Annotated in this window: 27 protein-coding genes; 21 read left to right on the top strand and 6 right to left on the bottom strand. The window is 36.0% G+C overall.

Going from position 1 to position 26,251, the window contains the following annotated elements; all coding sequences use genetic code 11:
- Nucleotide 1 precedes the first annotated feature (1 nt).
- The 12 genes from cbiB (at nucleotide 2) to Q2T46_RS11345 (ending at nucleotide 7,973) form a co-directional block, all read left to right on the top strand.
- Nucleotides 2-955 (top strand): adenosylcobinamide-phosphate synthase CbiB, encoded by a 954-nt coding sequence (gene cbiB, locus Q2T46_RS11290; protein WP_303265396.1) that lies wholly within the window; start codon nucleotides 2-4, stop codon nucleotides 953-955.
- Nucleotides 956-957: 2 nt separating this feature from the next.
- Nucleotides 958-1,443 carry an ECF transporter S component gene (locus Q2T46_RS11295; RefSeq protein ID WP_303265395.1) on the top strand — a complete coding sequence of 162 codons (486 nt, stop codon included), beginning with the start codon at nucleotides 958-960 and terminating at the stop codon, nucleotides 1,441-1,443.
- Nucleotides 1,444-1,455: 12 nt separating this feature from the next.
- Nucleotides 1,456-2,196 carry a hypothetical protein gene (locus tag Q2T46_RS11300; protein WP_303265394.1) on the top strand — a complete coding sequence of 247 codons (741 nt, stop codon included), beginning with the start codon at nucleotides 1,456-1,458 and terminating at the stop codon, nucleotides 2,194-2,196.
- Nucleotides 2,197-2,201: 5 nt separating this feature from the next.
- On the top strand, nucleotides 2,202-3,251 hold the full coding sequence (gene cobD, locus Q2T46_RS11305; protein ID WP_303265393.1) for a threonine-phosphate decarboxylase CobD: 1,050 nt from the start codon (nucleotides 2,202-2,204) through the stop codon (nucleotides 3,249-3,251).
- Between the two features lie 24 nt (nucleotides 3,252-3,275).
- A complete protein-coding gene (gene cobU / locus Q2T46_RS11310) occupies nucleotides 3,276-3,845 on the top strand; it encodes a bifunctional adenosylcobinamide kinase/adenosylcobinamide-phosphate guanylyltransferase (RefSeq protein WP_303265392.1) in 570 nt (189 codons plus the stop codon).
- A gap of 16 nt (nucleotides 3,846-3,861) precedes the next feature.
- Nucleotides 3,862-4,623: an adenosylcobinamide-GDP ribazoletransferase gene (cobS, locus tag Q2T46_RS11315; protein WP_303265391.1), complete on the top strand. Its 762-nt coding sequence runs from the start codon at nucleotides 3,862-3,864 to the stop codon at nucleotides 4,621-4,623.
- 104 nt (nucleotides 4,624-4,727) lie between these two features.
- On the top strand, nucleotides 4,728-4,943 hold the full coding sequence (locus tag Q2T46_RS11320) for a type II toxin-antitoxin system VapB family antitoxin (protein WP_094045541.1): 216 nt from the start codon (nucleotides 4,728-4,730) through the stop codon (nucleotides 4,941-4,943).
- Complete coding sequence (locus tag Q2T46_RS11325; RefSeq protein ID WP_303265390.1) at nucleotides 4,933-5,328, top strand: PIN domain-containing protein; 396 nt, start codon at nucleotides 4,933-4,935, stop codon at nucleotides 5,326-5,328. The genes Q2T46_RS11320 and Q2T46_RS11325 overlap by 11 nt, the downstream gene beginning before the upstream one ends.
- 66 nt (nucleotides 5,329-5,394) lie before the next feature.
- The gene (locus tag Q2T46_RS11330; RefSeq protein ID WP_303265389.1) at nucleotides 5,395-5,886 is read left to right on the top strand and encodes a QueT transporter family protein; all 492 of its coding nucleotides are present in this window, start codon (nucleotides 5,395-5,397) and stop codon (nucleotides 5,884-5,886) included.
- Between the two features lie 78 nt (nucleotides 5,887-5,964).
- Nucleotides 5,965-6,867 carry a DUF5685 family protein gene (locus Q2T46_RS11335; protein ID WP_303265388.1) on the top strand — a complete coding sequence of 301 codons (903 nt, stop codon included), beginning with the start codon at nucleotides 5,965-5,967 and terminating at the stop codon, nucleotides 6,865-6,867.
- The gene (locus Q2T46_RS11340) at nucleotides 6,843-7,454 is read left to right on the top strand and encodes a J domain-containing protein (protein WP_094045533.1); all 612 of its coding nucleotides are present in this window, start codon (nucleotides 6,843-6,845) and stop codon (nucleotides 7,452-7,454) included. The genes Q2T46_RS11335 and Q2T46_RS11340 overlap by 25 nt, the downstream gene beginning before the upstream one ends.
- A 12-nt stretch (nucleotides 7,455-7,466) precedes the next feature.
- Nucleotides 7,467-7,973 carry a hypothetical protein gene (locus Q2T46_RS11345; RefSeq protein WP_303265387.1) on the top strand — a complete coding sequence of 169 codons (507 nt, stop codon included), beginning with the start codon at nucleotides 7,467-7,469 and terminating at the stop codon, nucleotides 7,971-7,973.
- Between the two features lie 4 nt (nucleotides 7,974-7,977).
- Here Q2T46_RS11345 and Q2T46_RS11350 read toward each other — a convergent pair whose 3' ends face one another.
- The 6 genes from Q2T46_RS11350 to nifJ all read right to left on the bottom strand — a co-directional run bounded on the left by Q2T46_RS11350 (nucleotide 7,978) and on the right by nifJ (nucleotide 15,806).
- Entirely contained in the window at nucleotides 7,978-9,063 is a 1,086-nt protein-coding gene (locus Q2T46_RS11350) for a VIT1/CCC1 transporter family protein (protein WP_303265386.1), read from the bottom strand.
- A 229-nt stretch (nucleotides 9,064-9,292) separates the two neighbouring features.
- Nucleotides 9,293-9,400 carry an FMN-binding protein gene (locus Q2T46_RS15590; protein ID WP_399387262.1) on the bottom strand — a complete coding sequence of 36 codons (108 nt, stop codon included), beginning with the start codon at nucleotides 9,398-9,400 and terminating at the stop codon, nucleotides 9,293-9,295.
- 93 nt (nucleotides 9,401-9,493) lie between these two features.
- Complete coding sequence (locus Q2T46_RS11355; protein ID WP_303265385.1) at nucleotides 9,494-9,676, bottom strand: hypothetical protein; 183 nt, start codon at nucleotides 9,674-9,676, stop codon at nucleotides 9,494-9,496.
- A gap of 186 nt (nucleotides 9,677-9,862) precedes the next feature.
- Nucleotides 9,863-10,810, bottom strand: coding sequence for an AEC family transporter (locus tag Q2T46_RS11360; RefSeq protein WP_303265384.1), 948 nt, complete (start codon nucleotides 10,808-10,810; stop codon nucleotides 9,863-9,865).
- Between the two features lie 98 nt (nucleotides 10,811-10,908).
- Nucleotides 10,909-12,120 (bottom strand): NADP-dependent isocitrate dehydrogenase, encoded by a 1,212-nt coding sequence (locus Q2T46_RS11365; RefSeq protein ID WP_303265383.1) that lies wholly within the window; start codon nucleotides 12,118-12,120, stop codon nucleotides 10,909-10,911.
- Nucleotides 12,121-12,278: 158 nt separating this feature from the next.
- Complete coding sequence (gene nifJ / locus Q2T46_RS11370; RefSeq protein ID WP_303265382.1) at nucleotides 12,279-15,806, bottom strand: pyruvate:ferredoxin (flavodoxin) oxidoreductase; 3,528 nt, start codon at nucleotides 15,804-15,806, stop codon at nucleotides 12,279-12,281.
- A gap of 595 nt (nucleotides 15,807-16,401) precedes the next feature.
- Between nifJ and Q2T46_RS11375 the strand changes: the two genes are divergently transcribed.
- The 9 genes from Q2T46_RS11375 to Q2T46_RS11415 all read left to right on the top strand — a co-directional run bounded on the left by Q2T46_RS11375 (nucleotide 16,402) and on the right by Q2T46_RS11415 (nucleotide 26,239).
- A complete protein-coding gene (locus Q2T46_RS11375; protein ID WP_303265381.1) occupies nucleotides 16,402-18,270 on the top strand; it encodes a DUF4914 family protein in 1,869 nt (622 codons plus the stop codon).
- A gap of 182 nt (nucleotides 18,271-18,452) precedes the next feature.
- Entirely contained in the window at nucleotides 18,453-18,908 is a 456-nt protein-coding gene (tnpA, locus tag Q2T46_RS11380; protein ID WP_303265380.1) for an IS200/IS605 family transposase, read from the top strand.
- Between the two features lie 187 nt (nucleotides 18,909-19,095).
- Nucleotides 19,096-19,992, top strand: a complete 897-nt coding sequence (gene ftcD, locus Q2T46_RS11385) for a glutamate formimidoyltransferase (RefSeq protein WP_303265379.1) — start codon at nucleotides 19,096-19,098, stop codon at nucleotides 19,990-19,992.
- A gap of 61 nt (nucleotides 19,993-20,053) precedes the next feature.
- Nucleotides 20,054-20,689 carry a cyclodeaminase/cyclohydrolase family protein gene (locus tag Q2T46_RS11390; protein WP_303265378.1) on the top strand — a complete coding sequence of 212 codons (636 nt, stop codon included), beginning with the start codon at nucleotides 20,054-20,056 and terminating at the stop codon, nucleotides 20,687-20,689.
- A gap of 207 nt (nucleotides 20,690-20,896) precedes the next feature.
- Nucleotides 20,897-21,952 (top strand): BMP family protein, encoded by a 1,056-nt coding sequence (locus Q2T46_RS11395; RefSeq protein ID WP_303265377.1) that lies wholly within the window; start codon nucleotides 20,897-20,899, stop codon nucleotides 21,950-21,952.
- A 51-nt stretch (nucleotides 21,953-22,003) separates the two neighbouring features.
- Complete coding sequence (locus Q2T46_RS11400; protein WP_303265376.1) at nucleotides 22,004-23,530, top strand: ABC transporter ATP-binding protein; 1,527 nt, start codon at nucleotides 22,004-22,006, stop codon at nucleotides 23,528-23,530.
- Between the two features lie 2 nt (nucleotides 23,531-23,532).
- The gene (locus Q2T46_RS11405; protein ID WP_303265375.1) at nucleotides 23,533-24,588 is read left to right on the top strand and encodes an ABC transporter permease; all 1,056 of its coding nucleotides are present in this window, start codon (nucleotides 23,533-23,535) and stop codon (nucleotides 24,586-24,588) included.
- The gene (locus tag Q2T46_RS11410) at nucleotides 24,585-25,508 is read left to right on the top strand and encodes an ABC transporter permease (RefSeq protein ID WP_303265374.1); all 924 of its coding nucleotides are present in this window, start codon (nucleotides 24,585-24,587) and stop codon (nucleotides 25,506-25,508) included. Before Q2T46_RS11405 ends, Q2T46_RS11410 begins: the two co-directional genes overlap by 4 nt.
- A gap of 8 nt (nucleotides 25,509-25,516) precedes the next feature.
- Nucleotides 25,517-26,239 carry a GntR family transcriptional regulator gene (locus Q2T46_RS11415; protein WP_303265373.1) on the top strand — a complete coding sequence of 241 codons (723 nt, stop codon included), beginning with the start codon at nucleotides 25,517-25,519 and terminating at the stop codon, nucleotides 26,237-26,239.
- Nucleotides 26,240-26,251 lie beyond the last annotated feature (12 nt).

Consider the following 26,251-nt stretch of genomic DNA (forward strand, 5'->3'; position numbering starts at 1 on the left):
TATGGAAGTGATAGCTGCATATTTTTTAGATTTAATGATAGGCGATCCAGAAGGATACCCTCACCCAGTGAGACTTATGGGAAAATTAATCAGCTTTTTGGAGCGTAAATTTAGGGAAATAGCCAAAACCGCAAGACAGGAAAGAATCGCGGGTTATTTCTTGTGTGCTGTAGTTGTTTTTACAAGCTACATAAGTGGGTATCTTATCATTTACTTGCTGAAAGAATTAAATGTGTATTTAGGAAAGATTTTAGATATGCTTCTCATTTACACGTGTCTTGCCACAAATGATTTAGCAAAATCAGCCATGAGAGTATACAGCCCTCTTAAAAACGACAACATTGTTGAAGCTCGGAAGATGTTGTCTTTCATCGTAAGCCGTGATACGGAAAACTTAGGTTACAGTGACATTGTAAGAGGTGTTGTGGAGACGGTGGCAGAAAACATATCTGATGGGATAATTGGGCCTCTATTTTATGCTTTTATAGGCGGTGCACCGTTGGCATTAGCTTACAAGGCTTCCAGCACACTTGACTCAATGGTTGGTTATAAAAATGAAAAATACGCAGAAATAGGATATGCCTCTGCAAAGCTTGACGATGTATTGAATTTCTTGCCAGCCAGGATAACAGGGCTTTTGATTGTAGCATCATCTTTTTTGCTGAGATACGACTATAAAAATAGCTTTCGCATTTTAAAAAGGGATAGATTAAAGCATGAAAGCCCCAACAGCGCACATGGGGAAGCTGCTGTTGCGGGTGCGCTAAATGTAGAGTTGGGAGGGCTTAACTATTATTTTGGAAAGCCTGAATTAAAACCGAAGTTGGGAGATGGCAAAGAGGCACTTAAATTAGAACATATTAAGGACAGCGTAAAGATAATGTATATGACATCTTTTCTGGGACTTGTTTTGTTTTTTGCATTAAAATTAATTATTTTGAATGGAGGTATTTAATAATGCATATAAAGACATCGCCATTAAAAAATGTAAAAACTTTGACGCTTGTGGCTATGCTTATAGCCATGAGTGCTGTTGGTGCCATGATTAAAATCTACAATACAGTTGCATTTGATTCATTGCCTGGGTATTTTGCATCCCTTTATTTTGGAAGCTACATAGGAGCAATCGTTATTTCTTTAGGACATATTTTTACTGCACTTACATCTGGTTTTCCACTTGGAATACCTAACCATATCATCATTGCTGTATCGATGGCTGTATGTGCATATTTTTATTCACTTGCGTATAAAAAGTTTAATAGCTATGTAGCAGTTGCTGTTGGTACTATATTAAATGGACCTGTTGCAACACTTATTTTTGTTCCTCAATATGGTTGGGGCTTTTTTGTACAGATGGTATTTCCGCTTACTATTGCATCGTTTGCTAATGTTTTTCTAGCGGCAGTCATCTTTAAAGCCATCTCAACTAAGATAAAAAGGTAATGAGGATGAGATATGGTAGAGAGATATAGAGATGTCTTAATAATATATGAAAGTGATACTGTATATGCAATAGCTTGCGATAGCATCGGTGCAATTGGAAATAAAGAAGGCGACATATTGAAGGTAGATGAGGAGATAGTGGGAAGGACCGTGACAAAGGTCGCAGTATCTGAGCTTTTGTGCATTGGAGCTTGGCCAATCATCATATCGGATACGCTGTCAAATGAGATGAACCCAACTGGAATTAAAATCATAGATGGCATAAGAAAAGAGCTAAATGACAACGGGATATATGATGTCGCTTTAACTGGTAGCACGGAGGAAAATTTTCCATCAACAATGACTGGTGTTGGCGTGACAGCAATTGGAAAGGCAGCGAAAGAAGATTTAAAAGTGCGAAAGGCTATGGCAGGCATGGAGGTAGGCTTAATAGGTTACCCCCGTGTTGGACAAGAGGTTTTGCGCTTTCATGATATTCTTACGCTTAAAGATTATGTAAAAATATTTAGATGTAGCGAAATAGTAGAAGCGATTCCCGTAGGGTCAAGAGGGATAAAATATGAACTTGATGTGCTCAAATTTACTTCTGGACTAAATTTATTAAGAGAATACGATAACGAGATTGATGATGAAAAGTCAGGGGGCCCTTCCACGTGTTGCATTGTAGTTTACAAAGAGGGTGATAGGCGAAAAATTGAGAATCTCTTAGACAAACCGTTTGTACGTTTAGGTAGACTCATAGATGGAAGGTGAAATAAGTGGATAAATATGAGCATGGCGGCAATATTTATGTGTACAATGAAGATGTAATAGACTTTAGCTCAAACATAAACCCTCTTGGCTTCCCCGAATGTATAAGAGATTCCATTGATATTGCAGTTTTAACAAAGTACCCTGACATAAACTATACCCAGTTGAAAAGGTCTATCTCAAGATATGTGGGCCTAAAAAATGAGAACATAATAGTCGGTAATGGTGCGTCGGAACTTATCTACCTTTTTGTGCGGGCATTTTCTCTGAAAAAGCCGCTTATTCCATCTCCTGCTTTTTTGGAATACGAAAGGGCAGTCACATTATCAGGAGGAAATCCTTTGTACTACGAGATTTCAGAAGAAGATGGATACGTGATTGATGCGAACAAAATAGTAAATCGCTTCAAAGAAGTGGATTCTGTCATCATAGGAAATCCAAATAATCCTACAGGCAAGGGAATAAAGCGAAAAGATGTGGAATACATAGTGAAGGAAGCGAAAAATCTTGATTTGCCGGTGATGATAGATGAGGCGTTTATAGAATTCATATACGATTATGAAGAATACCAGTCTTTAGATCTCATAAATGACTACGATAATCTTTTTGTCGTAAGAGCTGCTACTAAATTTTTTGGGCTTCCGGGGTTGCGCTTAGGATACGGTTTTGGAAGTGAAAATTTGATAAAGAGATTGGAAGATTATAAAGAGCCTTGGACGGTAAATGCTTTTGCTGATGCAGTAGGAAGAAGGATTTTTGATGATGTCAAATTTATGGGAAATACGAGAAAATATATAAAAAAAGAAATAGATTATTTGATGAATGAGCTTAAAAAGATAGATGAATTAGTCGTGTTTGATACGCAGGTTAATTTTATGCTTTTAAAGCTGAAGCATCAGAGTGTTAATGACTTAAAAGAAGAATTATTAAAAAGAGGGATACTGATAAGAGATGCATCAAATTTCAGGTATTTGGATAATAGGTATTTTAGAGTGGCTGTAAAAAGTCATGATGATAATGTAAAACTGATAGAAGCTATAAAAGAAGTTTTTAAGTGATTTTTCTGAAAGAAGGTGTTTTTATTGGCTTTGATTATGGTGACAGGCGGCGCAAGATCTGGCAAAAGCCAGTTTGCAGAAAGCCTTGCAATGAAAGACGGTGGTTACAGCGTCCTTTACATCGCTACATCTATACCGTTTGATGACGAGATGAAAGAAAGAGTTAGAAGGCATAGAGAAAGAAGGCCGGAGGAGTGGGAAACAGTAGAGGCTTATAATGGCATCTCTGACATTATAAGAAGCACAAATAAAAAAGCTGTTCTTTTGGATTGCCTGACGGTAATGGTGTCAAACCTGCTTTTAGAAATCGATATGACTTGGGAAGAGAAAGATTTAGAAGATGTAGATAGAGCTGAAGAAAAAATAACTAAAGAAGTTGACGGTTTGATTAATGCCTCAAAAGCCAGCAACAAAGATGTCATAGTAGTCACAAATGAAGTTGGTATGGGACTTGTGCCTGAATATAAACTGGGAAGAATATTTAGAGACATCTCAGGCAGGATAAATAAGAAAATTGCAGAAAATGCAGATTATGTTTATTTTATGGTTTCAGGCATACCTTTAGAAATAAAAAGTAAAAATAATTGCTTATAATAATGTGGTGAACATGATGGATGAGATAAAAGCTTTTATATTATCATTTCAATTTATGACAAGAATACCTATTAACGTTCAAATTGATGTAGACAGAAATGATTTTCACAAGATGGCTAAATATTTCCCTTTTGTAGGAGGACTTATTGGTGCCGTTGCATGTTTTATATTTTATGCTGTGAAAAATATATTTCCCCGGGAAATAGCCGTTACAATGGCCATAGTGTCATTGTATATTTTAACAGGTGCAATGCACATAGACGGGTTTGCAGACACATTTGATGGTCTTTTTAGCAATAAAGGCAAAGATAGAATGCTTGAAATAATGAGGGATTCAAGGCTTGGTACAAACGGAGTTCTTGCTTTAGTATTTTTAGTAATTTTAAAAATACTGTTTTTGTCCCACATAAAAGATAACCTTGTTTATTCGACATTAATATTGATGCCTCTTCTTGGACGCTTTTCGATAATTTTAGCAGCGTACGCATCAAAATCAGCGAGAGGCGGAGAAGGGCTTGGAGGCCTCATCATCGGCAAGATATCTACTGCAGAGCTTTTGCTGGGCTTTTTATTTACATCGATTGTTGGCTTTTTATTCGTCCAATTCACAGTATTTTTGAAACTTCTAGCTGTTTCATCTATTATCGCGTACGCGACCACAAGGTACATTTCATTGAGAATAGGCGGGATGACCGGAGATACATTAGGTGCAGTAAATGAATTTACAGAGCTTATAATTGCTACTTTGATGTATTTAATAAGCATCACAAAATTGTAGAAGCTTAAAAAGTTTAGATCTGGTATGAATAATTTTAAGATTAAATTTATCATATTGATTATCATAAAAAATTGATGTATCATGAGGATGAAGGAGATGATCGTATGCGCACAACGATAAATATATCTGAAGATATTCTCAAAGAAGCTGAAATGCTGTATGAAACAAACAACAGGTCAAAAGCAGTTGAAGAGGCGTTGAAGGATGCCATAAGGATAAAAAAATTGCAGCATTTGATGGAACTTAAAGGAAAGATAAATTTCGCAATAGATTCTTCAGACATCGAAAAATTAAGGAGCATGGAAATAGATGAGAGATAAAATACTTGTTGATACATCTGTATGGATAGAATATTTTGGAAACAAACAAGGAATTGCTGAGATTATCGACAATATGCTGATGCAAGACAGAGTTTATATAATGGGTCTTATAATTGCTGAACTTCTTCAAGGAGTAAAGACAAAAAAAGAGTTGGAGATGCTTGAGAGGTACATTGATTCGATTCCGATAGTACCATGTGATGACAAAGATTGGATAGAGGCGGGAAGGCTTTCTTTTAAATTGACGAGAGATGGCAAGACTATTCCCTTATTGGATGTGCTAATTGCTGCTACATCGCTTAAAAATAACATGATGATATTTTCATTTGATCAACATTTTAAAATGATAGACGGCGTTAAATTGTTTGACCCCAAGACCATTTAACTGTATAATGAAGTAAAGACAGTTCGCAAAATCCTGTCTATAAACAAAACTACGGAGGAGATAAAATTGAACAAAAAAACAAAGAAAATAGTCTATGGTGCATTGATCGCTGCTTTGTACGCAGTTATGACAATAGCACTTGCACCAATAAGCTACGGACAGATCCAAGTTAGAGTAGCTGAAGCACTTACGGTTTTGCCTTTCTTTTCATCATATTCCATTTTAGGACTTTTTGTAGGATGTATAATTGCGAATATGGTTGGAGGCAATGGAATATTTGATGTCGTATTTGGTTCGTTGGCGACTTTAATTAGCGCTGTAATAACGTATTATATTGGCAAATCCAATCTTAGATATAAGCGATATTTGGCGCCATTACCGCCTGTTATAATAAATGCAGTCATTATAGGCATAGAATTGAATGTTGTATTTAATTTGCCCCTTGTAGCTTCAATGCTATGGGTTGGATTGGGTGAGATGATTGCATGCTATGTATTGGGATTGCCTCTTCTTTTGTATATAGACAAAAATGAGAAAATAAAAGAAATGATTAGATAAGTTGGTATTTGTTTAATTTGAATTACAGCTTATATCCTGATAAAATAGTATCAGGATTATTTTTTTGAGGAAGATGCTATGTTTGGATATGTAAAGCCGTACAAACCTGAAATGAAGATGAAAGACTATGATGTTTTTAAAGCATATTACTGTGGCCTTTGCAAGGAGATAGGCAGAAGATATGGCGAGACAAGCCGCTTAACGTTAAACTATGAGCTTACTTATCTGGCAATCTTTTTATCGGGTTTATCGGATGAGAAAGTTGATATGAAGTTAGAAGGCTGTATTATAAATCCATTTAAGAAGAAGCCTGTCATAAAAGAAAATCCATTTGTAAAGTATGCTGCTGATATGAATGCAATACTAGTCTATTATAAATTTATAGACGACAAAGCAGATGGGAAAGCCACTGCCAGTTCTTTTTTGGAGGTTTTATTTAGAAAGCAATTTAAAAAATCATATAAGCTGCATACGAAAAAGGCACAAAATATGAGAAAATACCTAGAAACTTTGCAGAATCTTGAGAAGGGGAAATGTTCTTCTGTGGATGAATCTGCAGAGCCATTTGCGAATATTTTGCGTGAAGTTTTTCTTTATGAAAATCTGAATATAGATGAAGAAGATTGTAAAAAGGTTGAAGAGATTGCATATCATTTAGGAAGATATATATACATTTTAGATGCGTATAATGATTTAAAAGACGATATAAAAAGTGGAAATTACAATCCGTTTATATATCAGTATAATCTTATCGACAAAGATGACAGTGAAATAGAGCTTAATAATACAATCGATGAGATAAAAGAGTGGACGAAATTTAATTTAAGTTTCACTCTTTCTACAATAGTGAAATTGTATGAACAATTGAAATTCAAGAAAAATATAGGCATTATTGATAATATTTTTAGAATAGGACTGTACATGGAATTTATGAGAATTATGGAAGGAGAAAAATCATGCAAAACCCGTACGAAGTTTTAGGATTAAAAGAAGGGGCTTCAATAGAGGAAGTTAAAAGGGCTTATAGGGAACTTGTGAAGAAGTATCATCCTGATCAGTATGCTGATAATCCATTAAAAGACCTTGCAGAAGAAAAATTGAGGGAAATAAATGATGCATATAAAGCGATAATGGATGGATATGCTGGTTCTAATAATTACAACCATGACAGAAGTTATAACAGTGGAAATACGACATACAGTGATAATGAATCTATGTACTATGAAGTGATAAATGCCCTCAATAGAAATGATTTATATGCAGCAGAGAACATATTAAATAATATGAGAGACAGAAGTGCACAGTGGTATTATTTGTACGGTCATATAAATTACAGAAGGGGAAGATTTGGAGAAGCGTACAACTGCTTTAGGATGGCTGTCAACATGGACCCAAATAATATGGAGTACCGTGAAGCTTTAAACAACATGGAAATGCAAAGAGGTGTGTATCAAGGGGATGTCTACAGGAGGACCATGAATGATGATTGCTGTCAGACCCTCTTTACTATATGGGCATGTGATACCTGCTGCGAATGCATGGGTGGAGACATGTTTAGATGTTTTTAAGGAGCTGATTTTATGTTAAATGCAAAATCACTGTCATTGGGTGGCGTGATTGCAGCTTTAAATATAGTTATACTTTTTATTGCATCGATTATGCCTACCAGCAGGCTCTTTTTTCTCGTTGTATCGTCATTTGCTATTTCAATAATGGTGATAGAGACAGGTAGTATGGGAGGATTTGTATTTTATTTGGCCACATCGATATTATCGCTAATATTGATTCCTAATAAGTTAATATCTGTTTATTACATATGCTTTTTTGGATTTTACGGTATCATAAAATCTTACATAGAAAAAAAGCGCTTTAGAATGTATATGGAATTAGCGCTTAAACTTATTGTGTTTAATATATCGTTATTTGTTGTTTACATCATATTTAGCAGAATTTTTATGATGAGGGTATTTGCAACTGGTTTACCATTTATTTCAATTTTTATATTATCGCAAATATCATTTTTGGTATATGATTATGTATATACTGTCTTTATATCCTTTTACTATAAAAACGCAAAAAGGCATTAAGCCATTACGCATTAATGCCAAATATAAACTGTACAAGCGTTCCAAATAGATATGACAGTGCGGCAGCACCTATTCCTGACAGCACCATTTCGATTATTTTATTTTTAATTGACAAACTTTCTGATGCAATTGAAACAATACCGCCTACAATTGAAAGCGCAATAGTTGCAAAAATCACGGAGAATACTAAAGCTATAATCGATGATGAAGAAATAAAGAAGTATGGTATAACAGGGAATATGAGTCCTACTAGGTATGCAAGTCCTGTGTATAAAGCCGATTTTATTTCATTTTCTTTTACTTCTTCCACCAGCAAGTTTGCCATGGCATTTTCATTGTCACCAAGTTTTTCAACAACTTCTCTGCTTATATCTTCAGGTATGCCAGAATCATTTAACTTGTTTAGAAGCTCTTCTTTCGCCCTGCCTTTTGATACATTAAATAAAAGCTCCATCTTTCTTTTGATGCCTTCATTGACTTGTCTTTGTGATCTTACAGATGTATATGCACCAATAGCCATAGATAAAGCACCTGCTATTCCTACAACAAGACCTGATGTGCCAACAACCAGCGGCTTATTTTGATATACGGCAGAAAGCCCTGTTACAGTTCCCAATATCTCTACAAGCCCGTCATTCATTCCTAATATGAAATCACGTATATTTGAAAAGTTTGCTTCTTTATTTTGATTTCCTAAATTCTTCTCATGCTCCAGTTCATCTTCTATTATCTGAGACAGTATCTGGCGTTCTTTTTCAGTTAATATAGGATCCTTGTAATAGCTATAGTATTCATCAGTGCTGTTTGATTCTTTCATTTCTAAAAGAATTATAAAAAGTTTGCTTCCCAGCAATGTCCTTAATACTTTATAAAACCACAAACTGCGGTTGTGTATTCTAGAGCTGACTTTTACGCCTCTATCGCTTAAAAATGTATACCAAAATTTTGTATGCTTTGCTTCAATTTTTGCAAGTTCCTCAAATATTTCGCGTATTTCTTTTTTAGATTCTACTTTTGCCAAGTAAGAATAAAGCTGTTTTGCTTCAAATTCATCGTAGTAAAATTTTTTTGCTTTATCTAGTGCGTTCATTTCTACTCACTCCCTTAAATCTTATTTTATAATATGTGATATAAATATACAAGAAGAAGCCTCTAGTAATTTGGTAAAATATTAATTATGATATCTTTATTAATCGTTGGCCTATAATAATATTTTTCAAATTTAGAGGCTTCAGCGAATTATAATAAGGAAGGATATTATCATAAGTGAATGATTAACTACGCTTGATAATATCCTTTATATTATATGCTTTTAAGTATTACTTTTTGGCTTTTTCAAGGGCATTTTTAACAGCTATTTTCCAGTTTGTAGTCGTTTCTGTCGCACCTGCTATAGTATCTACATTGTATGTTTGTTTTTTAATCATTTCATTTGCCATATCCACTCTGAATTTTTTTAAATTTGGATAGACTTTACCAGTTTGTGGGTCTTTTTTGCCTGTCCATTTGTCGTAGTTGATTTATTTTCCGTTTTTGTCTAATCGCCTTAAAGTTATACTTGTTATTTTGCCGTTTTTTATTACTACTGTTGCATCTTCGCTGCCTTCAGACCATTTTGGCCCGGATCCAGTGTATGTACCATCTTTATACGATACTTTAGGCATCGTTTGAGGTTTAGGTTTTTGTGTTGAAGGTTTTGTCATTGACTTGCAAGATACAAGGTTTAATGCGAAAATTGCAATTAAAATTATTGATATAACAGAAAACCAAAAACAAGATATATTAAATTACTTAAAAGGTAACAAGGACAAATCTGGAAGTGATACAAGCAACACAAATACGCAGTCCAATTTATAAAAGAATAGAGGGAGATTATCTGCCCTCTATTCTTAAAATACTACACTTGCTATATACATGTAGATTGGAACTATAAGTAAGCTTAATAGATTTGTTGCGGCTATCATAATCGATGGATACTTTTGATCGCTATTGTAGGCATGTGCTACAATTGCAATTTGCGTCATTACAGGAAGCGCACTTTGAATTACAAATACTTTTTCCATCAATATATTGAGCTTAAAAAAGTGAAGTACCAGTATTGTGATTAACGGTGTTATTATAGACCTTCCTAAAAGCAAGAATACAACAGTGTTGTCGAATTTAAAATCTTTTAAGTCTGTAAGGTATATTGATATGCCGATGAAGATCATTGAAAGGGGTGTCGTCAGTTGTCCGATGTATTTAGCTGTATCTGCAATGAATTGTGGTGTCTTGAATCCTATTAGAATGAAAAATATCCCCATCAGGTAACCTAAAAGGGGAGGAGAGAAGATTTTCTTAAAAGCCTGATATAGAGAGAAATTTCCTTGAGAACTTTCTACATCCTTTCTTATGTTGTAAAGCCCCATCGTCCAAAATAGTGTGGTGTTTGCAACGTAGTATAGAAGCACATATGGTACTGCTTTATTTCCAAAGAGAGCCTGATTTATAGGAAGTCCAACGAATATCGTATTAGAAAAAGCAAATATTGCAGAAAATAAACCGATTTTTTTTCTGTCTAATTTAAGAAATATGACTAAGAAATACGCAATGGTATATGATGCAAAAATGCTTACAAAGGCAGCAATTAAACCTAATATCATATGGGATAGTTGATTTTTTTGAAGGTTTTCAATAACTGTATAAAACATTAGAGCGGGAAGCGAAACTTTTACTACAATTTTTGAAAATAATTCAGATGCGTCTTCGTCAAACCATTTTTTCATAGCGAGCACGTACCCGATTATAATTATAAAGACGATCGGCAAAATACTTTCAATTCCTTTTAAGAAAACCAATGTTATTCCCCCAGAGAAAATTATACATTTATAATAATACATGTAGAAATAAAAGTCAAAAATGCTCTTTAAGTACTAAAGAGCATTTTTCCGGTGATTTATATTAGTTTTTCCAGATGGTTTTTAATTTCGTTTAAAAATTCTTTTGTGTTTACCGATTTTTTATTTGGTAGCTCAGAAATTGCAGCTAGATCATTTGTCATTATGCCGCTTTCTATAGTTTTTAATGACGCCTCTTCTAACTTTTCGGCGAATTTCACAAGGGATTTATTATTGTCTAGCTGTCCGCGCTTTTTCAAGGCGCCTGTCCAAGCAAATATAGTAGCAATCGGATTAGTGGATGTTTCCTCGCCTTTTAAATATTTGTAATAATGGCGTGTTACTGTCCCATGGGCAGCTTCATATTCAAAATCACCTTCTGGAGATACCAGCACAGATGTCATCATGGCTAGACTTCCAAAGGCTGTTGCCACCATGTCTGACATTACATCTCCATCGTAGTTCTTCAAAGCCCATATCATTCCGCCTTCAGATCTTATTACGCGTGCAACTGCGTCATCTATAAGTGTGTAAAAATATTCAATACCTGCTTCATTAAATTTATCTTTATATTCATTTTCATACATATCATTGAATATGTCCTTAAATGTATGGTCGTATATCTTTGATATGGTATCTTTAGTTGCAAACCATAAGTCCTGTTTTTGGCTTAATGCATAGTTAAAACATGCTTTTGCAAAACTTTTTATTGATTTATCTAGGTTGTGCATTCCAATTAGAATGCCCGGACCATCGAATTCGTGAATAGTCTGCCTTTCTACGTCACCATCTTTGTAAGTTACAACGAGTTCAGCTTTTGCAGCCTTTTCAAGCCTGTATTCTACGTCTTTGTATACATCTCCGTAAGCATGACGGGCAATTGTTATAGGCTTTGTCCAACTTTTAACCAGGGGTTTTATTCCTTTTACAAGTATAGGAGTTCTAAAAACAGTTCCGTCTAGTATGGCTCTTATAGTTCCATTTGGACTTTTCCACATCTTTTTTAATTTATATTCTTCCACTCGCTGAGCATTTGGTGTTATTGTTGCGCATTTAACACCGACTTTATGCTTTTTTATTGCATATGCAGCATCAATAGTTACCTGATCATCTGTTAGATCTCTATTTTTCAAGCCTAGATCGTAGTATTCTGTATTCAGATCTACAAAAGGTTCTATAAGCATTTCTTTAATCATCTGCCAGATAATTCTGGTCATTTCGTCACCATCTAGCTCCACAATGGGATTTGCCATTTTGATTTTTTCGCTCATATCATCCGCTCCTTAAATTGTAGTTTATAACATTAATTATATAAAACATTAAATAGATAAACAAGAGAAAAAATTTATTAGATGGTGGATGCTTACTTATGTATAAAAATTAATGAGCGAAAGAAATTTCGCTCATTAATATCATTAATAAATGTAAATTAATTTTGTTCAGCAAGCTTTTTGTATGTCTCGTATTTTTCTTTTGCAAGCTCTTCAGCTTTTTCAAATAAAGATTCTGCTCTGTCAGGGAATGTCTTGGCAAGGGATGAATAACGAACTTCACCCATGATAAATTCTTTATATGAAGCTGTTGGAGCTTTTGAATCAAGGATAAATGGATTCTTGCCTTCGGCTTTAAGCAATGGGTTATACCTGTATAGATGCCAGTAACCAGCTTCAACTGCTTTCTTTTCTTCTATCTGACTGCAGCCCATACCTAATCTGATGCCATGGTTAATGCAAGGTGCATAAGCTATTATAAGCGATGGGCCAGGATAGCTTTCTGCTTCTTTTAGCGCTTTAATTGTTTGAGCTTGATTTGCACCCATTGCGATTTGTGCCACATAAACATATCCATAGCTCATAGCTATGCGGCCTAAATCTTTCTTTCCGATTGCTTTACCAGCTGCTGCAAACTGTGCGACTGCACCAACTGGTGTTGCTTTTGATGATTGTCCACCAGTATTTGAATATACTTCTGTATCAAATACAAGCACATTTACATCTTCACCAGATGCAAGTACATGGTCAAGACCACCGAAACCTATATCGTATGCCCAACCGTCACCGCCGAATATCCACTGAGACTTCTTAACCAAGTATTCTTTTCTATCAAGTATTTCATTTAATACTTCTTTAATCTTTGTGTCATTTGTGCTGTAATCCTGAATTAAAGAAACTATTATATTTGCTGTTTTCTTTGTTATTTCTGAGCTATTGAAATTATCGAGCCATAACTTTAAGGCATTCTTTAAGTCTTGTGTTAAATCTAATTCTAATGCTTCTTTTACTATGTCAGCAAGTTTTTCTCTTTGCTGCTTTACAGCTAATGCCATACCGAATCCGAACTCAGCGTTGTCTTCAAAGAGAGAGTTTGCCCATGCAGGGCCATGACCGTCTTTGTTTACGGTGTATGGTGTAGATGGAGCACTGCCACCCCATATTGATGAGCAACCTGTAGCATTTGCAATGAGCATCCTGTCGCCAAATAGTTGTGTTACAAGTCTTGCATATGGTGTTTCACCGCATCCTGCACAAGCACCTGAGAACTCCAACAAAGGCTTTTCAAACTGGCTTCCCTTTACGGTGTCTGTACCCAATGGATTTTCTTTATGTGAAAGGGACATAGCATATTCCCAATTCTTTGCTTGATCTAACTGTGTCTCTAAAGGCTTCATTATGAGGGATTTCTCTTTTGAAGGACATGTATTTGCGCATACGCCGCAGCCTGTACAGTCAAGTACACTTACCTGAATTCTGAAATTGAGACCTTCAAGCCCTTTACCTATTGCTTTTTTTGAAGTAAATCCTTCAGGTGCATTTTTTACTTCTTCTTCGTTTAAAAGGAATGGTCTTATTGCTGCGTGTGGACATACATATGCACATTGATTACACTGTATGCAGTTGTCTATCTGCCATTCAGGCACATCTACAGCGATACCGCGTTTTTCATAAGCTGCTGTACCCATAGGGAATGTACCATCTTCCATGCCGACGAATGCACTTACAGGCAATTTATCTCCTTCTTGCCTATTCATTACATCTGCAATATTCTTTATGAAATCAGGAACATTCCTTTCCTCTTTGACTTCATCTTCAGCATCTGCCCATGATGCTGGGACATCAACTTTTACAAGTGCATCTATTCCACGATCAACAGCCGCATAGTTCATGTTTACTATTTTTTCGCCTTTATGGCCGTATGATTTAACAATAGCTTCTTTTAAGTGTTTTACTGCATCTTCTATAGGGATGATATTTGCAAGTTTGAAAAATGCAGATTGCATTATCATGTTGATTCTAGCTCCAAGACCTAATTCTTTAGCTATATCAACAGCATTTATGATATAAAACTTGATGTTATTCTTAGCGATGTATCTCTTCATGGACGCAGGTAATTTTTCATCAAGTTCTTCTGGCTTCCATGTGCAGTTTAGTAAGAATGTACCACCTTTTTTAAGTCCTGCAAGCACATCATAGTTATACACATAAGCTTGTTTATGGCATGCCACAAAGTCAGCATTGTTTATAAGGTATGTTGACCTTATTGGCTTCTTACCAAAACGCAGATGTGATATTGTAACACCGCCTGATTTTTTTGAGTCATATGCAAAATAAGCTTGCGCATACATATCAGTGTTGTCGCCAATAATCTGTATAGCACTCTTGTTTGCACCGACTGTACCGTCTGAGCCAAATCCCCAGAATTTGCAACTTATCGTACCTTCTGGTGTTGTTTCAATTTCTTCACCGACAGGAAGTGATGTATTTGTAACATCGTCGACTATACCTATTGTGAAGTTGTTTTTCGGTGCGTCAGATTTTAAGTTGTCAAATACAGCTAGTATCTGTGCAGGTGTTGTATCTTTTGAACCTAAACCATAACGGCCACCCACAATTACAGGCTTTAATTCACTATCGTAAAAAGCTGCTCTCACGTCTTCGTAAAGAGGTTCACCATATGCACCTGCTTCTTTTGTCCTATCCAATACAGCGATCTTCTTTACTGTCTTTGGTATTGCATCCAAGAAATGCTTGAATGAGAACGGCCTATATAGATGTACTTTTACAACACCTACTTTTTCGCCTTTTTTCAGTAAGTAGTCAATCGCCTCTTCGATAGTTTCTGTAACTGAACCCATTGCAATCACGATGCGTTCAGCATCAGGAGCACCGTAGTAGTTAAATAATTTATATTCTCTGCCAGTTATCTTGCTTATTTCATTCATATATTCTTCTACTATATCAGGAATAGCATTGTAATATCTATTTGATGCTTCTCTTTCCTGGAAGTAGATGTCAGGATTTTGAGCTGTTCCTCTTGTTACGGGATGCTCTGGATTTAATGCTCTTTTTTTGAATGCTCTTACAGCATCCATGTCCAAAAGCTTTCTTAAATCCTCATAATCCATTACTTCAATCTTTTGATACTCATGTGATGTCCTAAATCCGTCAAAGAAATGCAAAAATGGCACTCTACCTTTTATAGCTGATAAATGTGCAACAGCAGCTAAATCCATTACTTCTTGAACACTGCCAGATGCAAGTAGAGCAAATCCTGTTTGCCTACATGCCATAACATCCTGATGGTCTCCAAAAATAGACAATGCATGTGATGCAAGTGCACGAGCACTAACATGGAATACGCCTGGCAAAAGCTCACCAGCAATTTTATACATATTAGGAATCATTAATAATAAACCTTGCGATGCTGTGAATGTTGTAGTTAGCGCACCAGCAGCAAGAGATCCATGAACTGCACCAGCAGCACCTGCTTCTGACTGCATCTCTATAACTTTTACTTCTTGCCCAAATAGATTCTTTCTACCATGGGCACTCCACTCATCAACATGTTCTGCCATAGGTGATGATGGAGTTATCGGATAGATGGCAGCTACTTCTGTGAAAGCATATGCCACATGTGCAGCGGCTGTATTGCCATCCATGGTTTTCATAACCTTCGACATCGTATTTCCCCTCTCTTTTATATAATTTTATATTGAATCTAAGGATATATAAGCAAACTATTATAATACAGTGTAAACAAACATGTACTGTTATACAACAGCGGTTAAGCGATTATATAACAGTTTTTTGAAAATGCTTATATATATACCTTTAGACTTTATATAACAGTTCCATGATAATTATATCACAGATAATCAAAATATAAAAATATTTTTTGTCAAAATTTATTCATTTTTTCGCAAAAAATTTTTAAAATATTATGAGCTGGTCATATTATGTGATATAATGTTATTAACAAACATATCTACAAATAAAATTATCGGCTAATTGTGTATTTTGTTAAATTAGGATTGACTTTAATGCTTGAAAATGATAGAATAAATTACACGAATTTTTTCTATATTGAAGGAAATTAAATAGGGGGTTTCTGTGAATATCTTCAGTATCATCGTTGTTTAGCCAGTATTTATCTAGCGCAATAGATAGATAGTGGCTTTTATAAAATATTAAAAACATTTAATTCTGCATTATTTCATATCTAATATTTCAAAAAATTCTGCGGGATGCATAGTGAAAGGAATGAGGATATAAGAGATGGAAAATGATATTTTGAATTACTTCATATTGCCTGATGATGTCTTAGAGATTTTAAAAAGCGGGAAAGAGATAATTATTCCTGAAAGCAGGGAAGAACTGCTAAATTTGACTATTGGTGGCGGCAAGAATGATACATTTGAGGTATCATACGATGTGCCTGGACGAGGCAAAGTTGTTGAGGCGACTGTAACAAAATGCAAAAATGGCTTTGCTATAAATTATCCTGAACCTTACATGAGGCGCAGGGAACCAAATTGTATGGTTATAGCCGATGATAAAGACACTGATAAAGTTAGATATAAAGACAGATTCGGTGAAGATTTTGAGCCTTTAAGGGTACAGACATTTCAATGGCTGAAAGGGCAAGACTTAATTGTTATGTCATTTATGGCTGGGGATGAAAGCTTGGGATATTCATCACTAGTTATTGCACCAAAAAATGCTGGTTTTTTTGTTCTTGCGCTTGCGGATATACAGGGATTTATACCGAAAGGCAAGATAAATAAAGAATTTAAACCTCTTTCTATAATATTTGTGGCACCTCCTTTTAGACATACACACTTTGGTGGCAAGCAGGTTGTTGTTCACAATAGACTTGAAAATATGCAAGAGCTTTTCTCATATAATTTGTACCCGGGTCCGAGTGCAAAAAAAGGTGTTTACAGTGTTCTCTTAGATATAGGAGAAAAGGAAGGATGGATAACAGCGCACGCTTCTACGGTAAGAGTAATAACGCCGTATGACAATATAATGACTATTATGCATGAAGGTGCCAGTGGCGGTGGAAAGAGTGAGATGACTGAGCAGCTTCCAAGGGAATTAGACGGAAGGATTCACTTCGGCACTAATATCGTAACGAAAGAGAAGTTTTACATGGAATTAAAAGAAAACAGTGAATTACAGCCTGTTACAGACGATATGGCCCTTTGCCATCCAATTTATCAAGATGCAAGTAAGAAATTAGTGGTTAAAGATGCAGAAGATGGTTGGTTTATACGATTGGATCATGTTACAGAGTATGGGTCAAGCCCAGATCTTGAGAAATTATGTATACATCCTAAAGAGCCATTGTTATTTTTAAATATAGATGGTGTTCCTAATTCTACATGCCTTATTTGGGAACACATAGAAGATAGTCCAGGAAAGCCATGTACAAACCCGAGAGTTATAATGCCAAGGGGATTCATATCCAATACTGTTAATGAAGCTGTTGAAGTTGATATAAGGAGTTTTGGGGTAAGAACGCCTCCATGTACCAAGGAAAGTCCATCATATGGTATATTGGGATTACTGCACGTACTTCCACCATCTATTGCTTGGCTTTGGAGACTTGTAGCTCCAAGAGGATATGCAAATCCAAGCATAATAGACACAGGAGGATTAAGCAGCGAAGGTGTTGGCTCATATTGGCCATTTGCTACTGGAAAGATGGTAAGACATGCTAATCTTATTTTAGAGCAGATTCAAAATACACCTGCTACAAAATATGTATTAATACCAAATCAGCATATCGGTGCATATAAAGTCGGATTTATGCCACAATGGATTGCTAGAGAATACTTATCGAGGCGCGGCGGTGCGAAATTCAGACCGGATCAATTGACAAAGTCTAAATGCTCTCTTTTGGGGTATTCACTAGAATCGCTTAAAATAGATGGTGAATTTATGCCGAAGCACTTCCTGCAGGTTTATTTGCAGCCTGAGGTAGGTGAAGAGGCATTCCAGAAAGGTGCAAAGATATTAACTGATTTCTTCAAACAGGAGCTTAAAAAATATCTTACACCAGATCTGTCACAGCTTGGAAAGAAGATAATAGAGTGCTGTCTTGATGACGGAACGCTTGACGATTATATAAATCTCTTATAAATACGGATCTTAAAGGTCCGTATTTTTATTCGATTGGGCTTTAGCCTGTTGAGCTCGCAAAGCGAGCGAAACAAAAAACCACCCGCTATGCGGGTGCGCGACAGAAGTTATACAAAAAATCACCTTTCCGTTATAATAGAGTTGTTCAAGCTACTATATATAACAAAAGGAAAGGTGATTTAATGGCTAATAAACGAGATGAAATGGCACGCACAAAATGGATGTGCAAATACCACATTGTGTTCACTCCTAAGTATAGACGAAAAATAATATATAATCAATACAAAGAAAGTATAAGGGATATATTAAAAGAACTATGTAAATACAAAGGAGTGGAAATAATAGAAGGACATCTAATGCCGGATCATGTACACATGTTAGTGAGTATACCACCAAAAATTAGTGTATCTAGTTTTATGGGATACTTAAAAGGGAAGAGTGCATTGATGATATTTTACAGGCATGCAAATCTAAAGTATAAATTTGGCAATAGACATTTTTGGGCGGAAGGATATTATGTAAGCACTGTAGGACTAAATGAGGCAACAATAAAGAAATACATTCAGGAACAAGAAAAGCGAGATATTATGTTGGACAAATTAAGTGTAAAAGAATATGAGGACCCCTTTAAGGGGTAGCCCGTAGTACATTTGTCCCTTTAGGGACGAGCAAAAGTGACAAATGCATGGTGGCTTGAACAAAGTGAAAGCCAGCGCCTTTAGACGCTGGCTAGTAATAGAGGCTTATAGCCTCAGAGCAAACCACCCGTTTTACGGGTGGTTATGATTTATAAATCGCTGATGAAACTAAAGTGGAGGGATACTTATGAATAAGATAATAGAATGTGTACCGAATTTTAGTGAAGGTAAAGACGCAAATAAAATAGCTGAGCTTGTATCTGAGGTAGTATCAGTAAAAGGTGTAAAACTTTTGGATTACTCTATGGATAGTGATCACAATAGGTCGGTAATAACATTTTGCGGTGACGTGGGGGGAATAAAAGAGGCTGCCTTTAATGTTGCTAAAAAAGCCTCAGAGATTATTGACATGCGCTATCATAAAGGTCAGCATCCAAGGATTGGAGCTTTGGATGTTATGCCTTTTGTGCCTTTGAAAAATACTACTATGGAGGAATGTATAGAAATAGCAAAAGAAGTAGGAAAGCGAATCGGAGATGAACTTAATATACCGGTGTATCTATACGAGGAAGCTCAACCAAATCCGAAGAGAAAGAATCTGGAAGACATAAGGAGGGGTGAGTATGAACATTTTTTTGAAAAGATTAAAATGCCTGAATGGGTTCCAGACTTTGGACCACATGAGATGAATGAAAAAAGTGGTGTTACTGTCATCGGAGCAAGACACTTTCTTATTGCTTATAACGTGAATTTAGGGACAAACAATATAGATATTGCAAAAAAGATAGCGAAGGCTGTAAGATTTTCCAGTGGTGGGTTTAGATACTTAAAGGCGATGGGAGTAGATTTAAAACAGAGAAATATTGTACAAGTTTCAATGAATTTTACAAATTACGAAAAAACACCTGTATTCAGGGTATTTGAGGTGATTAAAAGAGAAGCAGCTAGATATGGAGTAAATATTGTTGGCAGTGAGCTTATAGGATTGATTCCTGCTAAAGCATTGTATGATACAGCAGAGTATTATCTTATGATGGAAAATTTCAGTTACGATAAAGTTATTGAATATAGATTGTACGAGTAATTGTTAAATAAAGTGGAAATAAGATATAATTAAATAAATAGTAATAAAAGGAGATGATTTTATGCTTGTAAACTATACGTTAAATGACTATGTAAAAGAAGTTGCATCTTCAAAGCCAGCTCCTGGTGGTGGCAGTGTATCAGCATTAGTGGCAAGTTTAGGCGTGGCTTTGTCTTCGATGGTATACAATCTTACAATAGGCAGGAAATTTTACGACGAATACGATAATGACATTAAAGATGAGTTAGAAAGCGGACTTAAGATTTGCGAAAGGCTTCTGTCAGAGGTTATGGAATTAGTGGATGAAGATAAAAAAGCATATGAAGAAGTCATAAGTGCAATTAAAATGCCTAAAGATACTGATGAAGATAAAGTCAAAAGAAGTGAAAAACTTGAGAAAGCCTATATGAAAGCTATAAATGTACCACTTAAGTTAGCTCGTCTGTGCAGTGAGGGATTTGCTCCGACTTTGCTTATAGCACAGTACGGAAACCCAAATGCAGTATCTGATGCTGCAGTCGGCGCTTTGCTTCTCTTTGCTGGACTTCAAAGTGCTATGATAAATGTGAAAGTAAATGCGAAATACATAAAAGATAAATCTTTTGTTGATAGTGTCCTTAGCGAATGTGATGATTTAATAAAAAGATATGAACCTATAAGAGATGAGATTTTGAATATCTCTATGAAAGATTTATGATATTTTTATTAAAGTATAAGTATATTTAAAAGTGAGAAAAATAAAGAAATACATAGTAATCATGATATAAACTGCAAATACCAACCATAGAAAAAGTTGTACAACATCGCTTATTAGAACTATAATGTTGTTAGATGTCAGACAACAACTAAAGTTTTAGAAGGCTAAATAGTCGAAAACGATAACAAAAAATAGGAGGATGAAGGCATGAAAAGATTACGTGTAGTTCTTTCATTGGTGCTGGCATTTGTGTTGACTTTATCGCTTTTATCAGGTTGTACTTCAAAGACAAAACAGCAATCGTCACAGCCGAATAGCACAAGCCAAGCAGCAAAAAACAAAAACTTTAAAGTAGGGCTTGTTACAGACGTTGGCGGTATAAATGATCACAGCTTTAACCAATTGGCATATCAAGGCTTAGAAAAAGCTAAAAATGAGCTTGGTGTTACAGTTAACTTTATTCAGTCAAAACAGCAGACAGACTATGTGACAAATCTTACACAGTTTGCTCAGCAGAAGTACAATTTAGTAATCGCAGTTGGATACCTTATGAAAGATGCTGTTGAGCAGGTATCGAAGGAATTCCCGGACACAAAGTTTTTGATAATCGATTCAGATATAACAGACAGGCCAAATGTTGCATCTGCTACTTTTAAAACAGAGCAGTGCGGATACTTAGTAGGTGTAATGGCAGGTTTGATGGAGAAAGAAAAGAACGCGAAGTTAAATGACCAAAACGTCGTAGGTGTTATAGGTGGAATGCAGATACCACCTGTTGACAGCTACATTGCAGGTTTCCAACAAGGTGTAAAAGCCGTAAATCCTGATACAAAAGTGCTTGTAAGCTACACAGGTAATTTTAATGACCCTGCATCAGGAAAGCAGATGGCTTTGACACAAATAAGCCAAGGTGCTGATATAGTGTTTGGTGTTGCAGGACAAGCTGGTGATGGCGTTATAAATGCAGCTAAGGAAAAGAATATATATGCAATTGGTGTTGACGCAGATCAAAATTACATGGCTCCAGATACAGTAATGACATCAGCGCTTAAGAAAGTAGATACAGCAACTTTTGACACTATAAAGAGTGTTCTTGACAATAATTTTAAGAGCGGTCTTGTATACTTTGATTTAGCTAATGATGGTATAGGATATGCGAAGCCTATAAAAGATGTACCACAATCTATAGTCGACAAAGTGGATGAATATGCAAAGCAAATTAAGGATGGCACTATAAAAGTTTCGGATCAAGTGCAGAAATAAAGGCTAACTTAGGGGCTGACGGAGTTCAGCCCCTTTTTAGGAGGTGTATTAATGAGTGCTTTATTAGAAGTCAATAATATTACAAAAATATTTCCGAAGGTCAGGGCAAATGACGGAGTAAATCTCGTGGTAGAAGAGGGAGAAATTCATGCTATTCTAGGCGAAAATGGTGCAGGAAAATCTACTTTAATGAATATTATTTATGGACTTTATAGGCCTGATTCAGGTGAATTAAAATTTAATGGTGAAGTTTTAAATCTTAGCGGTCCACATGAAGCAATAGAAAAAGGCATAGGGATGGTACATCAGCACTTTATGCTGATACCAGTTTTGACAGTTGCGGAAAATATAGTCCTTGGTGCTGAACCAGGTGGTATTTCGTATAACAGGAAAAAAGCCAACGAATTGATTCGCGAGATATCAAGAAATTATCATCTTGAAATCGATCCTGACGCTAAAGTTAAAGACTTATCGGTAGGACTTCAACAAAGAGTAGAGATATTGAAGGCGTTTTACAGGCATGCAAAGCTTCTTATATTGGATGAGCCTACAGCGATGCTTACACCACAGGAGACGGAAGAACTTTTTGGAATAATGAGGAATTTGAAAAATCAAGGCATATCGATTATATTCATAAGCCATAAATTAGATGAAGTTAAAGAGATATCTGATAAAATTACAGTAATGAGGAGAGGTAAAACGGTAGGTACTCTGAATACAAAAGAAACCAATGAGCAAGAATTGGCTAATTTGATGGTAGGCAGGGAAGTTGTATTAAAACTAGAAAAATCAGAGTACAATCCCTGTGATGTTGTCTTGTCAGTAAAAGACTTAACTGTATCAGATGAGCAAAATATAGAAAAAGTTAAAAATGTAAGCTTTGACATTAGAAGCGGGGAAATTTTTGGATTGGCAGGTATAGATGGCAATGGCCAGACAGAGCTTATTGAGGCATTGATGGGGTTAAGGCCAATAAAATCAGGTATTATTAAGTATAACAATAATAATATTGAAAAGTTGCCAACTCGTGAAAGGTATAAGCTTGGTATATCATATATTCCGCAAGACAGGCAACAAGAAGGGCTTATTATGAAGTTCAGTGTGGCAGATAATTTGATTTTAAAGGAGTACAAAAACAGTCAGTATTCAAAAAATGGTGTTATTCAGTACAAGAGAGTATTTGAAAATGCTTCTAAGAAAGTTGAGGAGTTTGATATAAGACCAAATGATTATAATCTTTTGGCAGGTAATCTTTCAGGCGGCAACCAGCAGAAGATAATTCTTGCTAGAGAAGTCGGTTCAAATCCAAAGCTTTTGATAGCTGTCCAGCCTACGAGGGGAATGGATGTTGGTGCTATTGAGTATATTCATAAGAGATTGCTTCAGTTAAGAGATGAAGGTTCTGCTATACTTCTTGTTTCTTTAGAGCTTGAGGAGATAATGTCCTTGTCAGACAGGATTGGGGTTATCCATAACGGTGTGATTATGGATGTACTTGACGGTAAATCTGCTACAAGAGAAAAAATTGGACTACTTATGGCAGGTTCTCAAATTGAGGCTAAGGAAGTCGAGGTGTGATTATGAAAAAATTATTAAAAAGCATTTACATGCCTATACTTGCAGTAATAATCGCTATTATTATAGGTTCTATTATAATGTTGGTGACGGGTTTTAATCCTCTAGCAGCGTATGCATCGCTGTTTATCGGCGCATTTGGGACACTACCTAATATAGCAAACACACTTGCAAATGCAGTACCTCTTATCATAACAGGTCTTGGTGTTGCAATAGCATTTAATGCAGGACTTTTTAACATTGGTGCTGAGGGGCAGTACTGGATTGGTGCTATAGTGGCTACGTGGATTGGCTATTCTTTCAAAGGTTTGCCATGGTATATCCACATACCATTTGCACTCATTGGAGCAATGATTGCCGCAGGACTCTGGGGTGGAATAATTCCGGGATTTGCAAAGGCGTATACAGGAGCACATGAAGTAATTACAACAATGATGATGAGCTATGTTGCAATATATTTTAGCCATTATCTTTTAGAATTTGGTCCTATGATGGAAAAAGGATCTGTTCCACAGTCTCCACTTATTAAGGATTCAGCTGTTATCCCTACTATTTTAAGGAATACACAGCTATCCTACGGAATATTTATCGCTATAGCAGCAGCTTTGTTTGTGTATTGGCTCATGTACAAGACGGTTTGGGGATATGAAATGAGAGCTGTCGGATTTAATCAGAGAGCGTCAAAATATGCCGGAATGAATGTGCCGTTTAATATCGTGCTTTCACTGAGTTTAAGTGGAATATTTGCAGGACTTGCAGGCGGTGTTCAAATTTTAGGTGTGCAGCACAGGCTTTACGATAGCTTTACATCAGGCTATGGCTACACAGCAATAGTCGTTGCACTGCTGGCAAAGAATAATCCTATTGGTGTTGTATTTTCGGCGCTTCTATTTGCTGCGCTTGGAACAGGGTCACAGTATATGCAGTTAAATGCGCAAGTACCTGGCCAGCTTGCTGATGTTATAACAGGACTTATTATATTCTTTGTTGCTGCTGACAAGATTATTGAAGTATTGAAAAGCATGTTTAAGAAGCAGAAGAAGGAGGAGTTAGCGTCATGAAAGAGATTTTATTAAATCCTCAGTTGTGGTCAGCTACACTTGCTATGGCAACACCTCTAGCACTGCCAGCACTTGGAGGAACTTTTTCTGAGAGATCAGGTGTTGTCAATATTGCTATGGAAGGTATTATGCTTATTGCTGCTTTTTTTGCTGTACTGTTTGCACATTTAACGGGAAGTGCTTGGCTGGGTCTATTAGGTGCGATTGTTGCAGGCATGATAGTAGCTGTTATTTTCGCATGGGCTGCTGTGACACTTACTGCTGATCAAGTTATTCTCGGTATGGCAATAAATATATTTGCATCAGGATTTACTGCATATCTTTTAAATACAATCTTTGGTTTCAGCGGTACGCCGACAGATACGCCAATGCTTCCAAATATAAATATTCCAGTTATTAAAAATATACCATTTATAGGACAAATTTTAAGTGGCAATAGCGTTATAGTATATCTTATGATAATTTTGACATTTGCATCAAATTACTTCTTGTTTCATACAAATCTAGGATTAAGAATAAGGGCTGTTGGAGAAAATCCTGAGGCAGCCGAGACAGCTGGTATTAACGTAATAAAGTTAAGGTACCTTGGTGTCGCTTTAAGTGGTTTATTCTCAGCAATAGGTGGTGCATACCTTTCAATAGGCCTTCTTAACAGCTTTAGCACTGATATGTCCAGTGGAAGAGGATATATAGCATTGGCAGCTATGATATTTGGCAAATGGACGCCATTTGGTTCTTTTGGAGCAGCGCTTCTCTTTGGATTTGCGACAGCTTTAAGCATGCAGCTACAAAATAGTGCAATATCAAAAAATATAATTATGATGCTTCCATATATTCTCACTGTTTTGGCTCTGGTCGGGGTTGGCGGCAAGAGTGTATCTCCTGCTGCAGATGGTGTGCCATATACACCTAAGAAGTGAGGCTTAATATGTTAGTACCAGATAAAAAGCCACTTTATGAGTTGGCTTTAAATAAGATGGAGGAGCTTATAAAGACAGGGGTATGGAAGGAAGGAATGAAACTTCCTTCTGAGGCTTCTCTCTCAAAAGAATTTGGCATTAGCAGGGCTACACTTAGAGAAGCGATGAGAATAATGGAAGATGAGGGTTTGATAGCTAAGCAGCAAGGTGTAGGTACTTTTGTTCGCAGAAAACCAATTATACGAAGCGGACTTGAGGAATTGTTTAGCGTTACAGCGCTTATTAAACGGCAGGGAATGAAGCCTGGTACAAAAGACTTTACATTTTATAAATTGCCGGCGCTGGAAAATGAAGCTGAAAAATTAAAACTTAATCCCGGTGATGAAATATATAAAGTCGAGAGAGTTAGAACGGCAGATGACATACCTGTTGTGTACTGTGTTGATAGACTACCTCGTAAAATAGTAGGAGATAAGTTCAGTGGATTTGAGGAGTCAATGTTTGCATTTTTAGAAAAGGAATACAATATCAAGATAACCTATGCAGTCTCAAGTATTAAAGTTGTTAAACATGATTTTACGATAGAAAAGAAGCTTAATATAGGAAAAAATGGCTCTGTGCTTTTGCTTGAACAGGTTCATTATGATGAAAACAATATGCCAATACTTTTTTCTTCTAACTATTTCAATGCAGATAAGTTTGATTTTTATATCATAAGAAAGCGTGATTGATTAGGAGGTTGA

It is taken from the genome of Thermoanaerobacterium sp. CMT5567-10 (assembly GCF_030534315.2).
Classification (GTDB): domain Bacteria; phylum Bacillota; class Thermoanaerobacteria; order Thermoanaerobacterales; family Thermoanaerobacteraceae; genus Thermoanaerobacterium.

Excerpts from the sequence above, each read along its gene's own strand:
- Q2T46_RS11410 (WP_303265374.1), top strand. The coding sequence starts at position 24,585 with ATGAAAGAGATTTTATTAAATCCTCAGTTGTGGTCAGCTACACTTGCT.
- Q2T46_RS11395 (WP_303265377.1), top strand. The coding sequence starts at position 20,897 with ATGAAAAGATTACGTGTAGTTCTTTCATTGGTGCTGGCATTTGTGTTG.
- Q2T46_RS11340 (WP_094045533.1), top strand. The coding sequence starts at position 6,843 with ATGCAAAACCCGTACGAAGTTTTAGGATTAAAAGAAGGGGCTTCAATA.
- Q2T46_RS11405 (WP_303265375.1), top strand. The coding sequence starts at position 23,533 with ATGAAAAAATTATTAAAAAGCATTTACATGCCTATACTTGCAGTAATA.
- Q2T46_RS11350 (WP_303265386.1), bottom strand. The coding sequence starts at position 9,063 with ATGAACGCACTAGATAAAGCAAAAAAATTTTACTACGATGAATTTGAA.
- Q2T46_RS15590 (WP_399387262.1), bottom strand. The coding sequence starts at position 9,400 with ATGATTAAAAAACAAACATACAATGTAGATACTATAGCAGGTGCGACA.
- Q2T46_RS11295 (WP_303265395.1), top strand. The coding sequence starts at position 958 with ATGCATATAAAGACATCGCCATTAAAAAATGTAAAAACTTTGACGCTT.
- Q2T46_RS11355 (WP_303265385.1), bottom strand. The coding sequence starts at position 9,676 with ATGACAAAACCTTCAACACAAAAACCTAAACCTCAAACGATGCCTAAA.
- cobS (WP_303265391.1), top strand. The coding sequence starts at position 3,862 with ATGGATGAGATAAAAGCTTTTATATTATCATTTCAATTTATGACAAGA.
- Q2T46_RS11365 (WP_303265383.1), bottom strand. The coding sequence starts at position 12,120 with ATGAGCGAAAAAATCAAAATGGCAAATCCCATTGTGGAGCTAGATGGT.
- Q2T46_RS11415 (WP_303265373.1), top strand. The coding sequence starts at position 25,517 with ATGTTAGTACCAGATAAAAAGCCACTTTATGAGTTGGCTTTAAATAAG.
- Q2T46_RS11300 (WP_303265394.1), top strand. The coding sequence starts at position 1,456 with ATGGTAGAGAGATATAGAGATGTCTTAATAATATATGAAAGTGATACT.
- cbiB (WP_303265396.1), top strand. The coding sequence starts at position 2 with ATGGAAGTGATAGCTGCATATTTTTTAGATTTAATGATAGGCGATCCA.
- Q2T46_RS11375 (WP_303265381.1), top strand. The coding sequence starts at position 16,402 with ATGGAAAATGATATTTTGAATTACTTCATATTGCCTGATGATGTCTTA.
- ftcD (WP_303265379.1), top strand. The coding sequence starts at position 19,096 with ATGAATAAGATAATAGAATGTGTACCGAATTTTAGTGAAGGTAAAGAC.
- Q2T46_RS11345 (WP_303265387.1), top strand. The coding sequence starts at position 7,467 with ATGTTAAATGCAAAATCACTGTCATTGGGTGGCGTGATTGCAGCTTTA.
- tnpA (WP_303265380.1), top strand. The coding sequence starts at position 18,453 with ATGGCTAATAAACGAGATGAAATGGCACGCACAAAATGGATGTGCAAA.
- Q2T46_RS11320 (WP_094045541.1), top strand. The coding sequence starts at position 4,728 with ATGCGCACAACGATAAATATATCTGAAGATATTCTCAAAGAAGCTGAA.
- Q2T46_RS11325 (WP_303265390.1), top strand. The coding sequence starts at position 4,933 with ATGAGAGATAAAATACTTGTTGATACATCTGTATGGATAGAATATTTT.
- Q2T46_RS11390 (WP_303265378.1), top strand. The coding sequence starts at position 20,054 with ATGCTTGTAAACTATACGTTAAATGACTATGTAAAAGAAGTTGCATCT.
- Q2T46_RS11335 (WP_303265388.1), top strand. The coding sequence starts at position 5,965 with ATGTTTGGATATGTAAAGCCGTACAAACCTGAAATGAAGATGAAAGAC.
- nifJ (WP_303265382.1), bottom strand. The coding sequence starts at position 15,806 with ATGTCGAAGGTTATGAAAACCATGGATGGCAATACAGCCGCTGCACAT.
- Q2T46_RS11400 (WP_303265376.1), top strand. The coding sequence starts at position 22,004 with ATGAGTGCTTTATTAGAAGTCAATAATATTACAAAAATATTTCCGAAG.